The sequence below is a fragment of the Halomonas sp. genome (assembly GCF_052095765.1).
Taxonomy (GTDB): domain Bacteria; phylum Pseudomonadota; class Gammaproteobacteria; order Pseudomonadales; family Halomonadaceae; genus Halomonas.
This window is the reverse complement of record NZ_JBQDJZ010000013.1, coordinates 25,676-39,249: the sequence shown is the minus strand read 5'-3', so window position 1 is coordinate 39,249 and position 13,574 is coordinate 25,676. Positions and strand designations below refer to the sequence as shown.

Sequence of the window (13,574 nt, the reverse complement as noted above, 5' to 3'; positions counted from 1 at the left end):
CCTACTCGACGGCTACGGGTCTGAGCGCACGATAAATTTTGAATAGCCACTTAGCCGTGTTTTTCGTCAACATTTTGGTTACTCCGCTAGTGAGCTTCGAGACCGCTTTAGCTAGTTAATTACAACGTGGATTGGAAAAGAAGAAGGTAGCTTATTATCATGAAAAGACCACAGGCAGTTAGCCAGCTTCAAATCGAAAATAGCCAAGTTATTGTGACCCGTTGGGATTTTCCTCCAGGTTCTGAAACAGGCTGGCATCGACATGGGCATGACTATGTAATTGTCCCGTTAACCGATGGAAAAATGCGTTTGGAAACTCCTGAGGGTGTTAGGGATGTCGCCTTGGCGTCGGGAGTCTGTTATACGCGCATGGAAGGTACAGAGCACAACGTTATTAATGATGGTCACGAGAGCTTTTCATTTGTTGAGGTGGAAATGAAATGAGTAGACCTCGGCGCCTGTCAAGCTTGTTGGCACATGAAGGCAGGCGCCAGTAGTTTTAACTCAAGTAGCTCTGCATGCTAACCCGCCACTGTACTCAGCGTTGAAGCGTATTCCGCTGGTCGACACTAGCCAGGACCAAAGCAGGGTTCCTGGTAGGCGACCTGGATAGCGTAGCAGCGCAGGCCTAAATCGACCAGGGTTATAGCAGCGCTTACTCTGGGCGGGCGCCCCGGCTGTTATCCATTCCCGGCCGCCCGTGCCAATAGCCGTCACACAATGCGGCATCCACCAGCGTTAGCGGGTCGGCGGGGGGCAGGTCGCCGCGCCGTGCGGCGTCAAAAGCGCTCACTACCTCAGCCATGCCTTCGGCGCGTGGGCTGAGGCGGGCGATGCTCACGCCTATGTCTTGCATGGTTGAAAGCTCGTGACGCAGGTCTTGGCAGGCGCCTGAGAGGGTCTGGATGCCGTTGAGGATAAACAACTCGCGGGTGGAATCCTGGGGGCGTAGCGTGAGGCCTTCCGGGTAGTCCTGGCACACGAACTGGCAGCGGTCTTTGGGCTTCTGGTGGCGGCGAGCGGTGAAGCAGCGTGATGACCAGGCCAGTGGCAGGTGGCCGTAGGCGAACACTTCGCAGGGCTGGGTGAGCCCTTGGGTACGGCAGTCGCTGAGCAGTCGAGCCAGGTCGTCGCGCGACATCTCCACCGGTGCTTGCCAGCGCTGCATGCCGCTGCGGGCGAGTACGCCAAGCGTTGCCGGATTGTAGAGGTTAAGTGCATCGCCGGCCACGAACGGCAGGCCGCTGGCGCTGAGGCGCTGCAGAGCACTTTGATCATTGGCTTCCACCATGAACTCGCCGTTATCGCACAGCTTACGCAAGCCACGCAGGTCGGCTTCGGATTCAATCAGTGTCTGGCTGGCCAGTATCACCTGTTTGCCGCTCTGGGCCAGCTCGCGGCCGATGCCGAGCCAGTCGTCCAGCTTCATGTCGCGGCGGCGAGAGCACACGGATTCGCCCAGGGTGACGATATCTACCGGCCAGTCGGCGGCTTCACGGTAGAAGTGGGCGTAGTGCTCGTGGGTCCAGTAGAAGAGTACCGGACCCAATGACAGTTGCAGGGAGTTGGGCGTTGGCATGCGGCCTCCTATTTCCAGCGGCGCTCGTAAGCGCCAAGGGTGGTGGTGGTGCCTTCCGAGAGCTCGCCAAGGCCGACCATCCAGGTGGGGTCGGCTTCAAAGCCTTCCGGCATGCGCTCGGCACGGTCCAGCGCCTGGCGCCAGATGCCGGCAACTTTTGAAACGTAGGCTGGGCTGCGCTGACGGCCTTCGATTTTCACTGCGCTGATGCCGAGCTCTTTCAGTTCAGGCAGTAGCTCCAGGGTATTGAGGCTGGTGGGTTCTTCGATGGCGTGATAGGTCTCGCCGTCGACATCGAAGCGGCCCTTGCACAGTGTTGGGTAGCCAGCACGTTCGTCGTCGGCGTAACGGTCGATCAGTATGCCGTTGAGCCGTGATTCCAGGCCCTGGGGTGTTTCTTCCCAACGTACATGAGCTGCCGGTGAACATACGCCGCGGGTGTTGGGTGACTCACCGGTCAGGTAAGACGACAGGTAGCAGCGGCCCTCGGCCATGATGCACAGGCTGCCGAAGGCGAACACCTCAAGCTCCACCGGGCTCTGTTTGGCCAGGTCGCGCACTTGGGTCATCGACAGCACTCGGGGGAGTACGGCGCGCGCAATGCCGAACTGCTCGTGGTAGAAGCGCAGGGCTTCATGGCTGGTGGCTGAGCCTTGCACAGAAAGGTGACGGGCCAGGTTGGGATGGTGCTTGGCGGCGTAGTCCAGCAGGCCCATGTCAGCCAGGATCAGTGCATCAACGCCCAGCTCGGCAGCTTGGTCCACGGCGCGGGTCCACATCGCCCAGCCGTCGGGCTGCGGGTAGGTGTTGATGGCGCAGAACACCCGCTTGCCGCGTGCGTGGGCATAGTCAATGCCTTCCCGGGCGCGTTTGTCGGTGAAGTTGAGGCCGGCAAACTGGCGGGCGTTGGTGCTGTTCTGGAAGCCGAAGTAGACGGCATCGGCCCCTTCATCCACAGCGCGTTTCAGCGCAGGCAGGTTGCCAGCGGGGCAGACGAGTTCCATGGCGAGATTCCTCTTGATGAGAATCCTCTTGATGAGAATCCGACCATACTAGTCGACTATTTTGAGTGATCTTTTGACGCGGGTCATGCTGCAGCGGAATGAGAGCTACTCATGAAGGGCAGGGTCGGCACCGGCCTCGATAAGGTAGGCGACGATGTCGTCGTGGCCACCGCGGGCGGCCCATTCCAAGGGTGTTGTGCCATCCATGGCGGCTTGGTCTGGCGTTGCGCCATGGTCGATCAATATTCTGACCAGCTCGCTGCGCCCGTCCTTGGCGGCCCAGATCAGCGCGGTCCAGCCGCTATCCACATCGGCCAGGTTTACTTGGGCTCCTTGTGCGAGCAGCCAGCCGGCCATGTCGGTACGCCCGTTGACGACTGCCGCCATCAGGGCTGAGTAGCCGGACTGGTCGCGCTGCTCCAGATCGGAACCCTGTTCAAGCAGTAGTTGAGCGACCTCCAGATGCCCTTGTACGGCGGCTTTCATGAAGGCTGTCCAGCCACAGTTCTCGGTGGCGTGGATCGATTCGCCTGCCTTGAGCAGGCGTTGCACGTCACTGAGGCTGCCCTGTTCGGCGGCCAGGATCAGTGGAGTGCGTCCCTGGGCATCGCGCTGTACTGCTGCGTCATCGCCAAGCCATAGGCTGGCAATGACTCCCAGTACCAGGGCGGCAGATAGCATGCCTGTCATGGTGGGGTAACGCTGAAACAGCGCCGTGGCTGCACTTTTCAACCGTGTTGCCAGGCGCATTGGCATGCCTCGTTTCGTGTGTTTCAAACTGGCTTATTCCTCATGGCAAGTTGCTTTGGGCAAGTGGCGCAGAAATAAGCCGGTATCTATCAGTCGTTGGTATTGTCATAGCCGGTAATCATCGGCTTGATATGGCTGAAAATTGTCTTGCCCATGGTTGTCATGTACACGTGGGCAATGATGAATACCAGCATGGCGAAGGCGGCTGCGGTATGCACCAGCGCCACGCCGCCAAGCGTGATGCTGCTTTGCATCCACGCGGGCCACTGGTTGTAGAACAGGTACAGCAATCCTGAGATCCAGATGGCCGGTGAGATCACCAGTTTGAAGCCCAGGTAGGCCAGCCGTTGCAGTGGGTTGTGTTTGGCTTGGCTAGTGGGGCGGTAAGGGTGTTCGGCGCCGCTGAAGGTGCCGATCAGGTAATAATGAACGACCGCGCCCAGTTTGTTGGTGGTGGGCACATAGTGACGCCACTCGCCGGTGGTGAGGTGCCAGAAGATGGCCAGAATCCATAGGCCGATCAGGAGATAGGCGGCAATTTCATGCAGCTGAGTGGCTTTGGCGAAGCCCATGACCTGATAGCTGCCATGGATCTCAAAGCCGCTGAACAGCAGAAAGAAGATCAGTGCGGCCTGAGACCAGTGCCAGAAGCGCTCAAAGCGCTTGAAGACCATTATACGTTTCATGGGTGCTTTCTCCGACGCCGGGTAAGGGTTCGTCCACCGGCATGTGCCAGGCTGCCGGCCAGGGTCAGCAGTGCCGCTCCCCAGCCGAGACGGTCCAGCCAGATGTTGTTGTCACGTGCAGGCATATAGAAACCGTTCAGACCTTCCAGCCGGCCATTGCGTGAGTGGCAGTCACTGCATGTCAGTGCATCGGCGGCGGGTGCGACCATGTGTGTGATGGGCCAGTGCATGCGGGTTTCCACAAAGTCGAATTCACCGCTGTAAGGCTGATCAACGTAGTCGGTGCCTGCTTCAAGTGCCTTGGCCCAGTCGAAGTTTGACCACAGCGCGGTATCGTCGTCGCCGCTGTAGACATGGTTGACCAGGAAGGTCTTGTTGACGGGGTCGTAGGGCTGTTTGCCTTCCATGACTTTGAACGGCCATATACGCGAATCGGGGCTCTTGTAGTTGCCCTTGATCGAGTTGATGTCAATGGGCTGCTGGGTGTCGTCGATGGTGTCGGTAATCAGCGTGTAGCGGACTTCGCCATCAAACCAGCGGTACTCCGGCACCACATTTTCGGCGTAGCGGAAGTTGCCTTTGGTGCTCAGGTACTCAAGATTGCCGTCGGCGTCGCGGATGCTCAGTGGCTCACCGTCCTCACCAAGTTGGCCGGCGGTAGACCAGTCCCACCAGGTCTTTGTGGCTACGCCGCCGCGAGCAAATTCCGGGATATGGCAAGTCTGGCAGGCCACCTGGTCAACGTGATGGTTGAGTCGGTCCTGCTGGTGTGGTGATTCACTGTGGCATGACTCACAGGAGGCGCGGGAGTGGTCGGTATGCCCCGGTATGTCTATTCCACCGGTGTCCCGTGCGTTGGCGAGATAACGGCTGCCGCTGACACTATGCGCTGAGGTGGTGTGGCAATCGGCGCAGGCGAGGTCGGCACCTTGTGCCGACATATGTACGTCCAGAGCCAGCGGCGGGTTAATCAGCGATGAGTCCAGGTCGCCGTGTTTGACGCCATCACCGCCGCCGCCTGAGAAGTGGCAGCTGCCACAGTTGTGCTTATCGGTGGCACCAATATTTCCGGCAATTTCCGCCAGGTCAGGCGGTTGCCTGGCCGAGGCGTCATCGGGCATAGGCATCTCGTAGAGTGGATGCCCGGCACCAGTAGGCGATTTCCAGTAGTCGCCAGTGGTGTCGTGGCACACCAGGCAGTCGACCTGGTTCTGCGCCACTGGCGGTGGCTGGCGCATATCATCCCACCCATAGCCAGTATGACAGCTGGTGCAGAAGGGTTCGTTAGATGCAACGGAGCCGCAGAAGCTGTTAACGACATGGCGCTTGCCCAGTTGCTGACCGGTGGTTGGGTTATCGTATTCCCAGGTCCAGTGAGTGGTTTCCTGCAGTTGGCTGGCGGCTTCGGTATGGCAGCTCAGACAGGCCTGCGTGACCTCCGGCCCCGTGGCGAAAGGGCCTTGCAGCTCCTTGAACTGGGAATGGTCGGCCGTTGAAGGGGTTTTGCGGTCCAGGGCGGTGGCAGAGTCAGTGATGGCCAACAACACGGCAAGCACTAGCGCTAATAACGGGGTGAGTACGTTAGTGGCATGCGCCGCATCTGCACTTGTTGAGCGTCTTCGCATGGTATGCCTCTCCGAATGTTCTCATGTGGCTGAACAAGCGGTTTTGGCACCCATACGAATGACGCTTACGCGCAGAACTGTTCGTAAAGTGTCTGGATCACCGCCATGGCTTTCTCGCTACTGATCCGGTAGTAGATCTGTTTGCCGTCCCGGCGCGTTGCCACCAGTTCTTCGCGTCGCAATACCGCCAACTGCTGGGATAAGGTGGGTTGCTGGATGCCCAGCTGTTGCTGTAACTCACCAACGTTCTGCTCGCCCTGCGACAGTTGACATAGCAGCAGCAAACGATCCTTGTTGGCCAGTGTCTTGAGTAGCCGCCCCGCTGCATCAGCACTTTCGTGAAGGCGGTCGATATCCAGTGTGCTGTCTTGTCGCATGATTTTTTCGCTGCCTTTTTAGTTTTATAAACTATATAATATTAAAATACAAATTGATTGGTGGTATGATCAGTTGCTATTGGCGCGTTAGTGGGTGTTGCTGCGTTTTTTCATACTTCCGAGATGCTGTCATGGCCATTCTCTGCAACGTTCTGATAGTAGGGCATTATTAATGATGAGTCTGCTTTCCCGAATGACCCGTAACCTGACCCTGGCGATTCCGGCCGCGATGCTGCTGGGGCTGGCGTATGGACTGATCGGTCCGACGGACTGGCTGCAGATGCTGATCGTGCCGCTGACGCTACTGATGGTCTATCCAATGATGGTCAATCTCAAGCTGCGTAAGCTGTTTGAGGGTGGTGACGTCAAGGCGCAGTTGCTGGCTCAGGTGATCAACTTCGGCATCATTCCGTTTGTGGCTTTGGGGCTGGGCCGGTTGTGGTTCCCTGATCAGCCCTATTTTGCACTGGGCCTGCTGCTGGCGTCGTTGTTGCCAACCAGCGGAATGACCATTGCCTGGACCGGCTTTGCCAAAGGCAACCTGGCTGCAGCGGTAAAAATGACGGTGCTGGGCTTGATTCTTGGCTCGCTGGCTACGCCGTTCTATGTGCAGTGGCTGATGGGAGAAACTGTGCCGGTCAATCTGGGCGCGGTATTCCTGCAGATTATCCTGGTGGTATTCCTGCCCATGCTGGCGGGCCAGTTGACCCAGAGTTATCTGATCCGTCGCCATGGTCAGCAGGGTTATCAGACGCAGTGGGCGCCGAAGTTTCCGCCGTTGTCGACTTTGGGTGTGCTGGGCATCGTGTTTGTTGCCATTGCCATCAAGGGGTCAACCCTGGTGTCGCAGCCCGCCATGCTGCTCGATATCCTGTTGCCGCTGCTGGTGCTCTACATTTTCAACTATGTCTTCAGTACCTTTGTGGCAAAGCAGCTGCTGCCCCGGGGCGATGCCATCGCGCTGGTGTATGGCACGGTAATGCGCAACCTGTCGATTGCCCTGGCGTTGGCCATGAATGCTTTTGGTGATGCCGGTGCCGATGCGGCGCTGTTGATCGCCGTGGCCTACATCATTCAGGTGCAGTCAGCAGCCTGGTATGTGAAATTTAGTGAACGCTTGTTCGGGCCAAGTGAAACCTGAGTCTATTCCAAGCAACCCAAGAGCCCAGAGAGAGGTTTTCATGCAATACACCCATTTCATGGACAAGTATCCGACCCATCATCTTGATCTGCTCAAAGCGGACACGGGTTTTACGTCGGTTGATGAGGTTATTGGTTATTTCCGGGCTAAGGTAGAGGCAGATCCGCGGGCTTGTGTGATTGCCGAGTTCGATCACTACGCGCACACCAAGTCACTTCCCGAGGGTGAAGTGGCTGAAGACATTCTTGCCGCCAAGCATCTGGTGTTCTGCTTTGGTCTCAAGCTGCCCAATGCCCTGGCCATGGCACCACGGCCGCGTTCGATCGGCGTTACCGAGCTTGAAGACCGCTTTGTGATTGCATTTCTGCAGGCGCCTAACCCGATGATGAACGATGTCATGCTGGAGTGGGTTGAAAAGCTCACCTGAGCGCTATCTGAGAATCATCGTGACCCAGGTCAGGCAGGTCGTGCCCAGCTATGGTAGGTTGGTGACAAATGTTAATCACCGTAACCTGAAATATCATGGAGGCGAATATGTATCAGTCTATCCTGGTTCCTATCGACGGCTCAGACCAGTCCTGTGAAGCACTTAGAGTGGCTGCCAACCTGATTGATGCCGACTCAGGAAGCCTTTATGCAATCAATATTCAGGACTTGCCGCTTGCCGAGGATGCCATGGGAAGGGCTGCCGGAATCGTTGCGTCCAATGCTGAGGAAATCGTGCAGCGGGAAGGTCAGGCCGTGATTGATCAGGTCTGCGAGCGGGTTGGTCTTACCCACAAGCAGGTGCAGCCCATCGTGCTTTCCGGCAAGCCGGCCCAGACCATCCTAGATGAGTCCCGGCGGCTGGGTGTTGATGCTGTGGTGATGGGAAGTCGTGGTAACAGTAACATTAAGAGCTTGGTGGTGGGCAGCGTTTCTTACCGTGTGATGCATGTGGCGTCTTGTGCCGTGATTATCGTCGGCTAATCTGCTTTCTCATCGGGTACGATGCGGTTACTCTCGAGCTATTCCAGGCATGAATGTTAATCGCTATCAGGAGATACCATGGCCATCAGAAGCTTCAGTGACCTGCTCGACGAAGCACGCAACCAGTCCGATCCTCAACGGCTGCTGTTTGTGTTTGCCAAAGCTGAGTTGCCCGACGATCCAAGCCCTGAACAGCGCCAGCGTTTTGAGGAGGGTGAAGGTGGCGTGCTGACGCCGGCGCTGTGCGTTGACAAGCGCCCCGACGAGCTTACCGACATGGCTGCCTTGGTTGAGGAAGCCCGCCATACCGACGTTGAATGGGATGTGGCTTTTGTCGCAGCGCTGTCTGATCCCGATGGTGATGCCGATGTAGACCCGCACCTTGAGCGTATGGTTGAGTTGCTCAAAACTGGCAGCGTAGAGCGCTTCCTGGCGTTTGATACCCAAGGTGACGTGCTCAGCCTCGGCTAGATTGCAGCGATGTTAACCAAGCCAAGCCCGCGCCAGCTCGTGTTCTACACGAGCTGGCGCGGGCTTTTTTATACGCTTTTACTGGGCGTGTGGCCCTATGATGGCGCCTGGGTTCTTTGTCTGGCCTAGCGCTCAAGATGACGCAGCTTGTCTGGCACACCATCCCAGCTTTCTGCGTCCTCGGCAGGGTTTTTCTGCTCGCTGATATTGGGCCACTCTTCGGCCAGTTCGGCATTGAGCTCGATGAACTGGGTCTGGTTATCGGGCAGCTCATCCTCGGCAAAGATCGCTTCTGCCGGACACTCCGGTTCGCACAGCGCGCAGTCGATGCACTCGTCCGGGTGAATGACTAGGAAGTTGGGCCCTTCATAGAAGCAGTCCACCGGGCAGACTTCCACGCAGTCCGTGTATTTGCATTTGATACAGTTTTCGGTAACGACGAAGGTCATGGTTCATCTCCCGAGAAAAGATGTATTACATGTGAATCTTAATGCCCGGGACGCTAGCACGCAATTACTGTGTAGTAGCTCTGGCTGTATCGTCGCCTGAGTATCAGTACTGTCGCTACGAAATGGCTGGTATGACGGAAAAAATGGCCTAGCCTGTATTACGCCAGTGGCTGAGGTGCTGGACAAGTCGGGCAGCCTGACCCTGTGCCCGCTGCCCGGCATGCCCGTCCTGGTGGTGGAACCCGGATAAGTATAAGGGCAGCAACAGCGCCTCGCCTATAACAAGTATTTTTTATGCGTGTTATGGCTTCGAAAGTGAGAATGTCGCACAATAGCCATACCCAAGCATCTTGCTCAGGTATGTTCTGGAGCTTGTTGCTGGTACGTTTTTCAGTGCGACTTTCGGGGGCTCTACCATGCCAGCTTCTTCGTCTTCCTCTTCTGCAACATCATCCCGATTAGCTCAGCTGGCCGTAGCGCGTTTGGCGTTTCGGCCATTTTTCTTGTTGGCTTCCCTGTTCGGGATAGTGTCGATGCTGGTGTGGCTGGGCTTCTGGCACGGCACCATCGTGCTGCGGCCACAGGGCGGCCTGATGTTCTGGCATCAGCATGAAATGCTGTTTGGCTTTGCCGCCGCCGTGGCTAGCGGATTTCTGTTGACGGCAGTGCAGAATTGGACCGGTTTGCCGAGCCTTAAAGGTGGCCCGCTGTTAGGGCTGGTGGCGCTATGGTTGGCGGGGCGCGTGCTGATGGCGTTTCCGCCAGGCGCTGCCTCGTGGCTGGCCGCAGGCGTGGATCTGCTGTTTCTTCCCATGGTGGCGCTGGTAATGGCGCGCCTGGTCATCACTGCCAAACGCTGGCAGAACCTGATATTTCTGCCGGTGCTAGGGCTTTTGGTCGCGGCCAACGTTGGCATGCACGTTGGTGTACTCAACGGTGACGCGCTGCTGATCCGTCAGTCCGCTTACCTGGCGGTGCTGTTGATCACACTGCTGATGGTGGTGGTCGGCGGACGCGTGATCGAGATGTTTACGGCGAACCGCTTGGGCAGGCCGCGTGTGGCTCCTTGGCCTGCGCTGGCCACCCTGACTCGTGGTAGCACTTTTGCGGTGGTGCTGGCCCAGGGGCTGATCGTGCTGGGTGTCGCACTGCCCGATAGCGTGATGCTGCTGCTGTTGCTGGCCGCCGCCCTGGCTAACACCGTTTCCCTGTCCCGCTGGGGTGGGCTACATAGCGGTAGCGAGCCGCTGCTATGGGGGCTGCATGGCAGCTACGCATTTATTCCACTGGGGCTTGCCATGTGGGCACTGTCGCTGCTGGGGGTGTTCCGTACCGAGCTGGCGGTGCACGCGCTGACTATTGGCGCCATGGCCACCATGATGCTGGCAATGATGGCGCGGGTGTCGCTGGGCCACACTGGGCGGCCTATCCGTTCCCTGCCGGGCATTGGCGTGGCGCTGGGCATGATGCTGTTAGCGGCGCTGATCCGCTCGCCGTTGCTGGCCTTCTTTCCGCAGATCACCCACTGGACCTACACCCTGAGCATACTGCTGTGGTGTCTGGCCTATGGGGTTTTCCTGTTCCACTATACGGTTCCGCTGATGTCGCCCCGTGTTGACGGGCAAGACGGCTGATTATCCAACTCGCTGCCAGGGAGTTTCGGTCACGTGGAACACTACTTTTTGATCAAACACCTGCACATGACCGTCGCCGGTCTGAGCCTTGGGTTCTTCATGCTGCGCGCCTGGTGGTCATATCGCCAGTCGCCGTGGCTGGGACGACGCTGGGTAAGGATTGCACCGCATGTGATCGACACGGCGCTGCTGGGGCTTGGTCTATGGCTGATGGTGGCGCTGTCGCTGTGGCCGCATCAACAGCCTTGGCTGGCGGCCAAGCTGATTGCGCTGCTGGTCTATATCGGTCTGGGGACGGTGGCGATCAAGCGAGGACGTTCGCCTGCCGTGCGCGGCGTGGCGGGAGTGGCTGCCGTGCTGACCTTCCTCTACATGGTCGGCGCGGCAGTCCGGCATAGCCCGCTGTCCTGGTTGAACTAGCGGGCACGGCACCAGAGAGGGTGCCAGGCTGGGCGGGGGAGAGTCAGAATTGGCTGCTTACTGCGTCCATGGCGGGTGTGCCATCCTGGGTGGTGACGCCGTCGAGCCATTCGGCAACGACATCCTGATGCTGGGCGATCCATTCGCTGGCCACGTCGTCGGCGCGGCGCTCATCGCGAGAGTAGGCATTGACCCACTCGCTCTGGATCTCGCTGCCCACCACGAACTGCTCGAAGAAGCGCGCAACATTGGGATCTAGCTCGGCAATGTCGGAGCGTACGACCGTAGCAACGCGTCCCTCCAGTTGTGCAGCGCCGGAGTCGTCAGCGTCTTCCAGATAGTGCATGTCGTAGGCGACGTTCATCCAGTGCGGCTTCCAGCCGATGAAGGCGGCCCACTCGCCTGTCTCGATCTTCTGGCCCACCTGGGACAGCATCGCCGAGGCGCTGGATTCCTGTAGTTGCCAGTCGCCGAGACCGAAACGGCCATCGTCGATCACGTTGAGTACGGCATCGTTGATCCCTGAGCCGGCCTCGATGCCGTAGATGCGACTGTCGAATTGATCAGCGTACTCGTGCAGGTCGGTAATGCTGCGCACACCGGCCTGCCAAGCGTCGTCGGTGACGGCGATGCCGGTGATTGCTGAGGGCACGTTATCGACGATCTCGAGGATCGAGCCATCCTCGAGCAGCGGAGCCAGCATATCCCGCTCCTGCGGGTACCAGCCAGCCAGGTACACATCGAGGTCGCGCTGGGAGAGCGCATTGAGAATTACGCTGACTGCCAGCTCGCGCTGGCGAGTGTCATAGCCAAGTGCCTCGAGCAGCTGGCTAGCGACTTCGCTCTTTACTGTGATACCGGGCCAGGGTGGTACACCAAAGCGCACTTCGTCGAGAGTGGCCTGGTCGGCCTGGTCAGATGCGGTGGCTTGAGCCATCGGTAAGGTGAACAAGGCAAGCATGCCGGTCGATAGTACACCTGCCATTAACCAGCGCGGCTTCATTGTGGTGGTGATCATAGTGGTTCCTCTCGTTGATAAATTCAGCCACTGGACTGCATGAGGCTGTTGGGTATTGGGCCTGTTATCGAAGCATCCGGTTATCCCTTCATCCGGATGAGCTTCTTGTTAACGAACTCATCGATACCCAGTCGACCAAGCTCGCGACCAAAGCCGCTGCGTTTGACGCCACCAAATGGCAGCTCGGCTGACTCTCCGCCAACCTCATTGATAAACACCATCCCGACGTCGAGTCGATCCGCAACACGTAACGCTTTTTCCTCATCCTGGGAAATAATGATGGACCCAAGACCAAAGGGTGATGAGTTGGCCAGCTCGATCGCTTCCTCTTCACTTGCCACTCTGTACATTACAGCGACGGGGCCAAACAGCTCTTCATGGTAGACATCCATCTCAGGCGTGACGTCGGTCAGTACTGTGGGTGAGAAGAAGTTGTTGTGGGGAGCCGCTCCCCCTGTTTTGGCAACAGCTCCCTGCTCAAGTGCCTTTTCCACTTGATGCTTGAGATTGCGGGTTGCATTGGCCGACGATAGCGGCCCGAGGGTTGCGCCTTCAACACCGGGATCGGTAGGCCTGTGAGCCGCCATGGCAGCAGAGAATTTCTCGGTGAATTCATCGTAAATATCATTCATCACCAGGATGCGCTTGGAGCCGTTGCAGGCTTGGCCATTATTCTCGAGACGGCCGACGACGGCCATCTCGACAGCGCTGTCGATATCATCGGTATCGAGAACCAGGAAAGCATCAGAGCCACCCAGTTCAAGTACAACCTTCTTCAGGTGTTGCCCGGCCTGCTTGGCCACGGCAGCACCAGCGCGCTCGGACCCCGTTAACGAGACGCCCTGCACACGGGGGTCGGCGATAACATCGCTTACCTGTTCATTGGTGGCGAAGATATTGACATAGGCCCCCTCGGGCAGGCCCGCATCCATAAACAGGCTTTCCAGCGCCAACGCCGACTGGGGGCATTGAGGGGCATGTTTGAGCAGGATGGTATTGCCCAGTATCAGGTTGGGGCCGGCAAAGCGTGCCACCTGATAGAAGGGAAAGTTCCAGGGCATGATTCCGATCAGCACACCCAGCGGCTGACGGCGAATGAAAGCGAAACCACCGGAAGATGCCTCGATAGGTTCGTCCCGGAGAAAACGCTCAGCGTTGTCCGCGTAATAGCGATAGATATCGATACAGACATCGATTTCTCCTCGCGCTTGATCAATGGGCTTGCCCATTTCACGCACGATGATGCCAGCAAGCTCTTCACGACGCTCAGCGTGGAGTTCAGCGACTCTTTTGATGAGCGCCGCGCGTTCGGCAGTACCGACAGTTCGTGACCATTGGCGATATGCATTTTCGGCCTTGGCCAGCGCGCTCTGGATCTGTTCATCGGTGGCGCAGGGGTATTCGGCAATCGTTTCACCGGTCGCCGGGTTGGTGACTGCGTAGTGCGTCAT

At 58.0% G+C, this 13,574-nt stretch carries 16 protein-coding genes and 1 pseudogene; 8 read left to right on the top strand and 9 right to left on the bottom strand.

Annotation, left to right across the window (positions count from 1 at the left end):
- Positions 1-159 precede the first annotated feature (159 nt).
- A complete protein-coding gene (locus ACTH3D_RS03290) occupies positions 160-444 on the top strand; it encodes a cupin domain-containing protein (protein WP_441665212.1) in 285 nt (94 codons plus the stop codon).
- A gap of 211 nt (positions 445-655) precedes the next feature.
- On the opposite strand, the gene ACTH3D_RS03285 is transcribed toward ACTH3D_RS03290, so the two are convergent.
- The 6 genes from ACTH3D_RS03285 to ACTH3D_RS03260 form a co-directional block, all read right to left on the bottom strand.
- Positions 656-1,579 (bottom strand): U32 family peptidase, encoded by a 924-nt coding sequence (locus ACTH3D_RS03285; protein WP_441665210.1) that lies wholly within the window; start codon positions 1,577-1,579, stop codon positions 656-658.
- A gap of 8 nt (positions 1,580-1,587) precedes the next feature.
- Complete coding sequence (gene ubiU, locus ACTH3D_RS03280) at positions 1,588-2,583, bottom strand: ubiquinone anaerobic biosynthesis protein UbiU (RefSeq protein WP_441665208.1); 996 nt, start codon at positions 2,581-2,583, stop codon at positions 1,588-1,590.
- A 105-nt stretch (positions 2,584-2,688) separates the two neighbouring features.
- Entirely contained in the window at positions 2,689-3,339 is a 651-nt protein-coding gene (locus ACTH3D_RS03275) for an ankyrin repeat domain-containing protein (protein WP_441665206.1), read from the bottom strand.
- 83 nt (positions 3,340-3,422) lie between these two features.
- Positions 3,423-4,019, bottom strand: a complete 597-nt coding sequence (locus ACTH3D_RS03270) for a cytochrome b/b6 domain-containing protein (protein ID WP_441665204.1) — start codon at positions 4,017-4,019, stop codon at positions 3,423-3,425.
- On the bottom strand, positions 4,016-5,644 hold the full coding sequence (locus ACTH3D_RS03265; RefSeq protein WP_441665202.1) for a tetrathionate reductase family octaheme c-type cytochrome: 1,629 nt from the start codon (positions 5,642-5,644) through the stop codon (positions 4,016-4,018). Before ACTH3D_RS03265 ends, ACTH3D_RS03270 begins: the two co-directional genes overlap by 4 nt.
- Before the next feature lie 65 nt (positions 5,645-5,709).
- Positions 5,710-6,021 carry an ArsR/SmtB family transcription factor gene (locus ACTH3D_RS03260; RefSeq protein WP_441665200.1) on the bottom strand — a complete coding sequence of 104 codons (312 nt, stop codon included), beginning with the start codon at positions 6,019-6,021 and terminating at the stop codon, positions 5,710-5,712.
- Between the two features lie 193 nt (positions 6,022-6,214).
- Between ACTH3D_RS03260 and ACTH3D_RS03255 the strand changes: the two genes are divergently transcribed.
- The 4 genes from ACTH3D_RS03255 to ACTH3D_RS03240 all read left to right on the top strand — a co-directional run bounded on the left by ACTH3D_RS03255 (position 6,215) and on the right by ACTH3D_RS03240 (position 8,602).
- The gene (locus ACTH3D_RS03255) at positions 6,215-7,162 is read left to right on the top strand and encodes an arsenic resistance protein (RefSeq protein ID WP_441665198.1); all 948 of its coding nucleotides are present in this window, start codon (positions 6,215-6,217) and stop codon (positions 7,160-7,162) included.
- Positions 7,163-7,202: 40 nt separating this feature from the next.
- Complete coding sequence (locus ACTH3D_RS03250) at positions 7,203-7,589, top strand: DUF6858 family protein (protein ID WP_441665196.1); 387 nt, start codon at positions 7,203-7,205, stop codon at positions 7,587-7,589.
- A 107-nt stretch (positions 7,590-7,696) separates the two neighbouring features.
- Positions 7,697-8,131: a universal stress protein gene (locus ACTH3D_RS03245; RefSeq protein WP_441665194.1), complete on the top strand. Its 435-nt coding sequence runs from the start codon at positions 7,697-7,699 to the stop codon at positions 8,129-8,131.
- Between the two features lie 78 nt (positions 8,132-8,209).
- Complete coding sequence (locus tag ACTH3D_RS03240) at positions 8,210-8,602, top strand: ribonucleotide reductase subunit alpha (protein WP_441665192.1); 393 nt, start codon at positions 8,210-8,212, stop codon at positions 8,600-8,602.
- Positions 8,603-8,727: 125 nt separating this feature from the next.
- On the opposite strand, the gene fdxA is transcribed toward ACTH3D_RS03240, so the two are convergent.
- Complete coding sequence (gene fdxA / locus ACTH3D_RS03235) at positions 8,728-9,051, bottom strand: ferredoxin FdxA (RefSeq protein WP_441665190.1); 324 nt, start codon at positions 9,049-9,051, stop codon at positions 8,728-8,730.
- 133 nt (positions 9,052-9,184) lie between these two features.
- Here fdxA and ACTH3D_RS03230 point away from each other — a divergent pair.
- The 3 genes and pseudogenes from ACTH3D_RS03230 to ACTH3D_RS03220 form a co-directional block, all read left to right on the top strand.
- Positions 9,185-9,283: pseudogene (locus tag ACTH3D_RS03230) on the top strand (succinate dehydrogenase iron-sulfur subunit); the annotation flags it as partial.
- A 184-nt stretch (positions 9,284-9,467) separates the two neighbouring features.
- The gene (locus ACTH3D_RS03225; protein WP_441665188.1) at positions 9,468-10,685 is read left to right on the top strand and encodes an NnrS family protein; all 1,218 of its coding nucleotides are present in this window, start codon (positions 9,468-9,470) and stop codon (positions 10,683-10,685) included.
- Between the two features lie 33 nt (positions 10,686-10,718).
- Entirely contained in the window at positions 10,719-11,105 is a 387-nt protein-coding gene (locus ACTH3D_RS03220; RefSeq protein ID WP_441665186.1) for a SirB2 family protein, read from the top strand.
- A gap of 43 nt (positions 11,106-11,148) precedes the next feature.
- On the opposite strand, the gene ACTH3D_RS03215 is transcribed toward ACTH3D_RS03220, so the two are convergent.
- Both ACTH3D_RS03215 and ACTH3D_RS03210 read right to left on the bottom strand, forming a co-directional pair.
- Positions 11,149-12,123: an ABC transporter substrate-binding protein gene (locus ACTH3D_RS03215; RefSeq protein WP_441665184.1), complete on the bottom strand. Its 975-nt coding sequence runs from the start codon at positions 12,121-12,123 to the stop codon at positions 11,149-11,151.
- A gap of 80 nt (positions 12,124-12,203) precedes the next feature.
- The gene (locus ACTH3D_RS03210; RefSeq protein ID WP_441665182.1) at positions 12,204-13,574 is read right to left on the bottom strand and encodes an NAD-dependent succinate-semialdehyde dehydrogenase; all 1,371 of its coding nucleotides are present in this window, start codon (positions 13,572-13,574) and stop codon (positions 12,204-12,206) included.

Excerpts from the sequence above, each read along its gene's own strand:
- ubiU (WP_441665208.1), bottom strand. The coding sequence starts at position 2,583 with ATGGAACTCGTCTGCCCCGCTGGCAACCTGCCTGCGCTGAAACGCGCT.
- ACTH3D_RS03240 (WP_441665192.1), top strand. The coding sequence starts at position 8,210 with ATGGCCATCAGAAGCTTCAGTGACCTGCTCGACGAAGCACGCAACCAG.
- ACTH3D_RS03250 (WP_441665196.1), top strand. The coding sequence starts at position 7,203 with ATGCAATACACCCATTTCATGGACAAGTATCCGACCCATCATCTTGAT.
- ACTH3D_RS03210 (WP_441665182.1), bottom strand. The coding sequence starts at position 13,574 with ATGACGCACTACGCAGTCACCAACCCGGCGACCGGTGAAACGATTGCC.
- ACTH3D_RS03260 (WP_441665200.1), bottom strand. The coding sequence starts at position 6,021 with ATGCGACAAGACAGCACACTGGATATCGACCGCCTTCACGAAAGTGCT.
- ACTH3D_RS03265 (WP_441665202.1), bottom strand. The coding sequence starts at position 5,644 with ATGCGAAGACGCTCAACAAGTGCAGATGCGGCGCATGCCACTAACGTA.
- ACTH3D_RS03275 (WP_441665206.1), bottom strand. The coding sequence starts at position 3,339 with ATGCCAATGCGCCTGGCAACACGGTTGAAAAGTGCAGCCACGGCGCTG.
- ACTH3D_RS03290 (WP_441665212.1), top strand. The coding sequence starts at position 160 with ATGAAAAGACCACAGGCAGTTAGCCAGCTTCAAATCGAAAATAGCCAA.
- ACTH3D_RS03225 (WP_441665188.1), top strand. The coding sequence starts at position 9,468 with ATGCCAGCTTCTTCGTCTTCCTCTTCTGCAACATCATCCCGATTAGCT.
- ACTH3D_RS03255 (WP_441665198.1), top strand. The coding sequence starts at position 6,215 with ATGACCCGTAACCTGACCCTGGCGATTCCGGCCGCGATGCTGCTGGGG.
- ACTH3D_RS03270 (WP_441665204.1), bottom strand. The coding sequence starts at position 4,019 with ATGAAACGTATAATGGTCTTCAAGCGCTTTGAGCGCTTCTGGCACTGG.
- ACTH3D_RS03245 (WP_441665194.1), top strand. The coding sequence starts at position 7,697 with ATGTATCAGTCTATCCTGGTTCCTATCGACGGCTCAGACCAGTCCTGT.
- fdxA (WP_441665190.1), bottom strand. The coding sequence starts at position 9,051 with ATGACCTTCGTCGTTACCGAAAACTGTATCAAATGCAAATACACGGAC.
- ACTH3D_RS03215 (WP_441665184.1), bottom strand. The coding sequence starts at position 12,123 with ATGATCACCACCACAATGAAGCCGCGCTGGTTAATGGCAGGTGTACTA.
- ACTH3D_RS03285 (WP_441665210.1), bottom strand. The coding sequence starts at position 1,579 with ATGCCAACGCCCAACTCCCTGCAACTGTCATTGGGTCCGGTACTCTTC.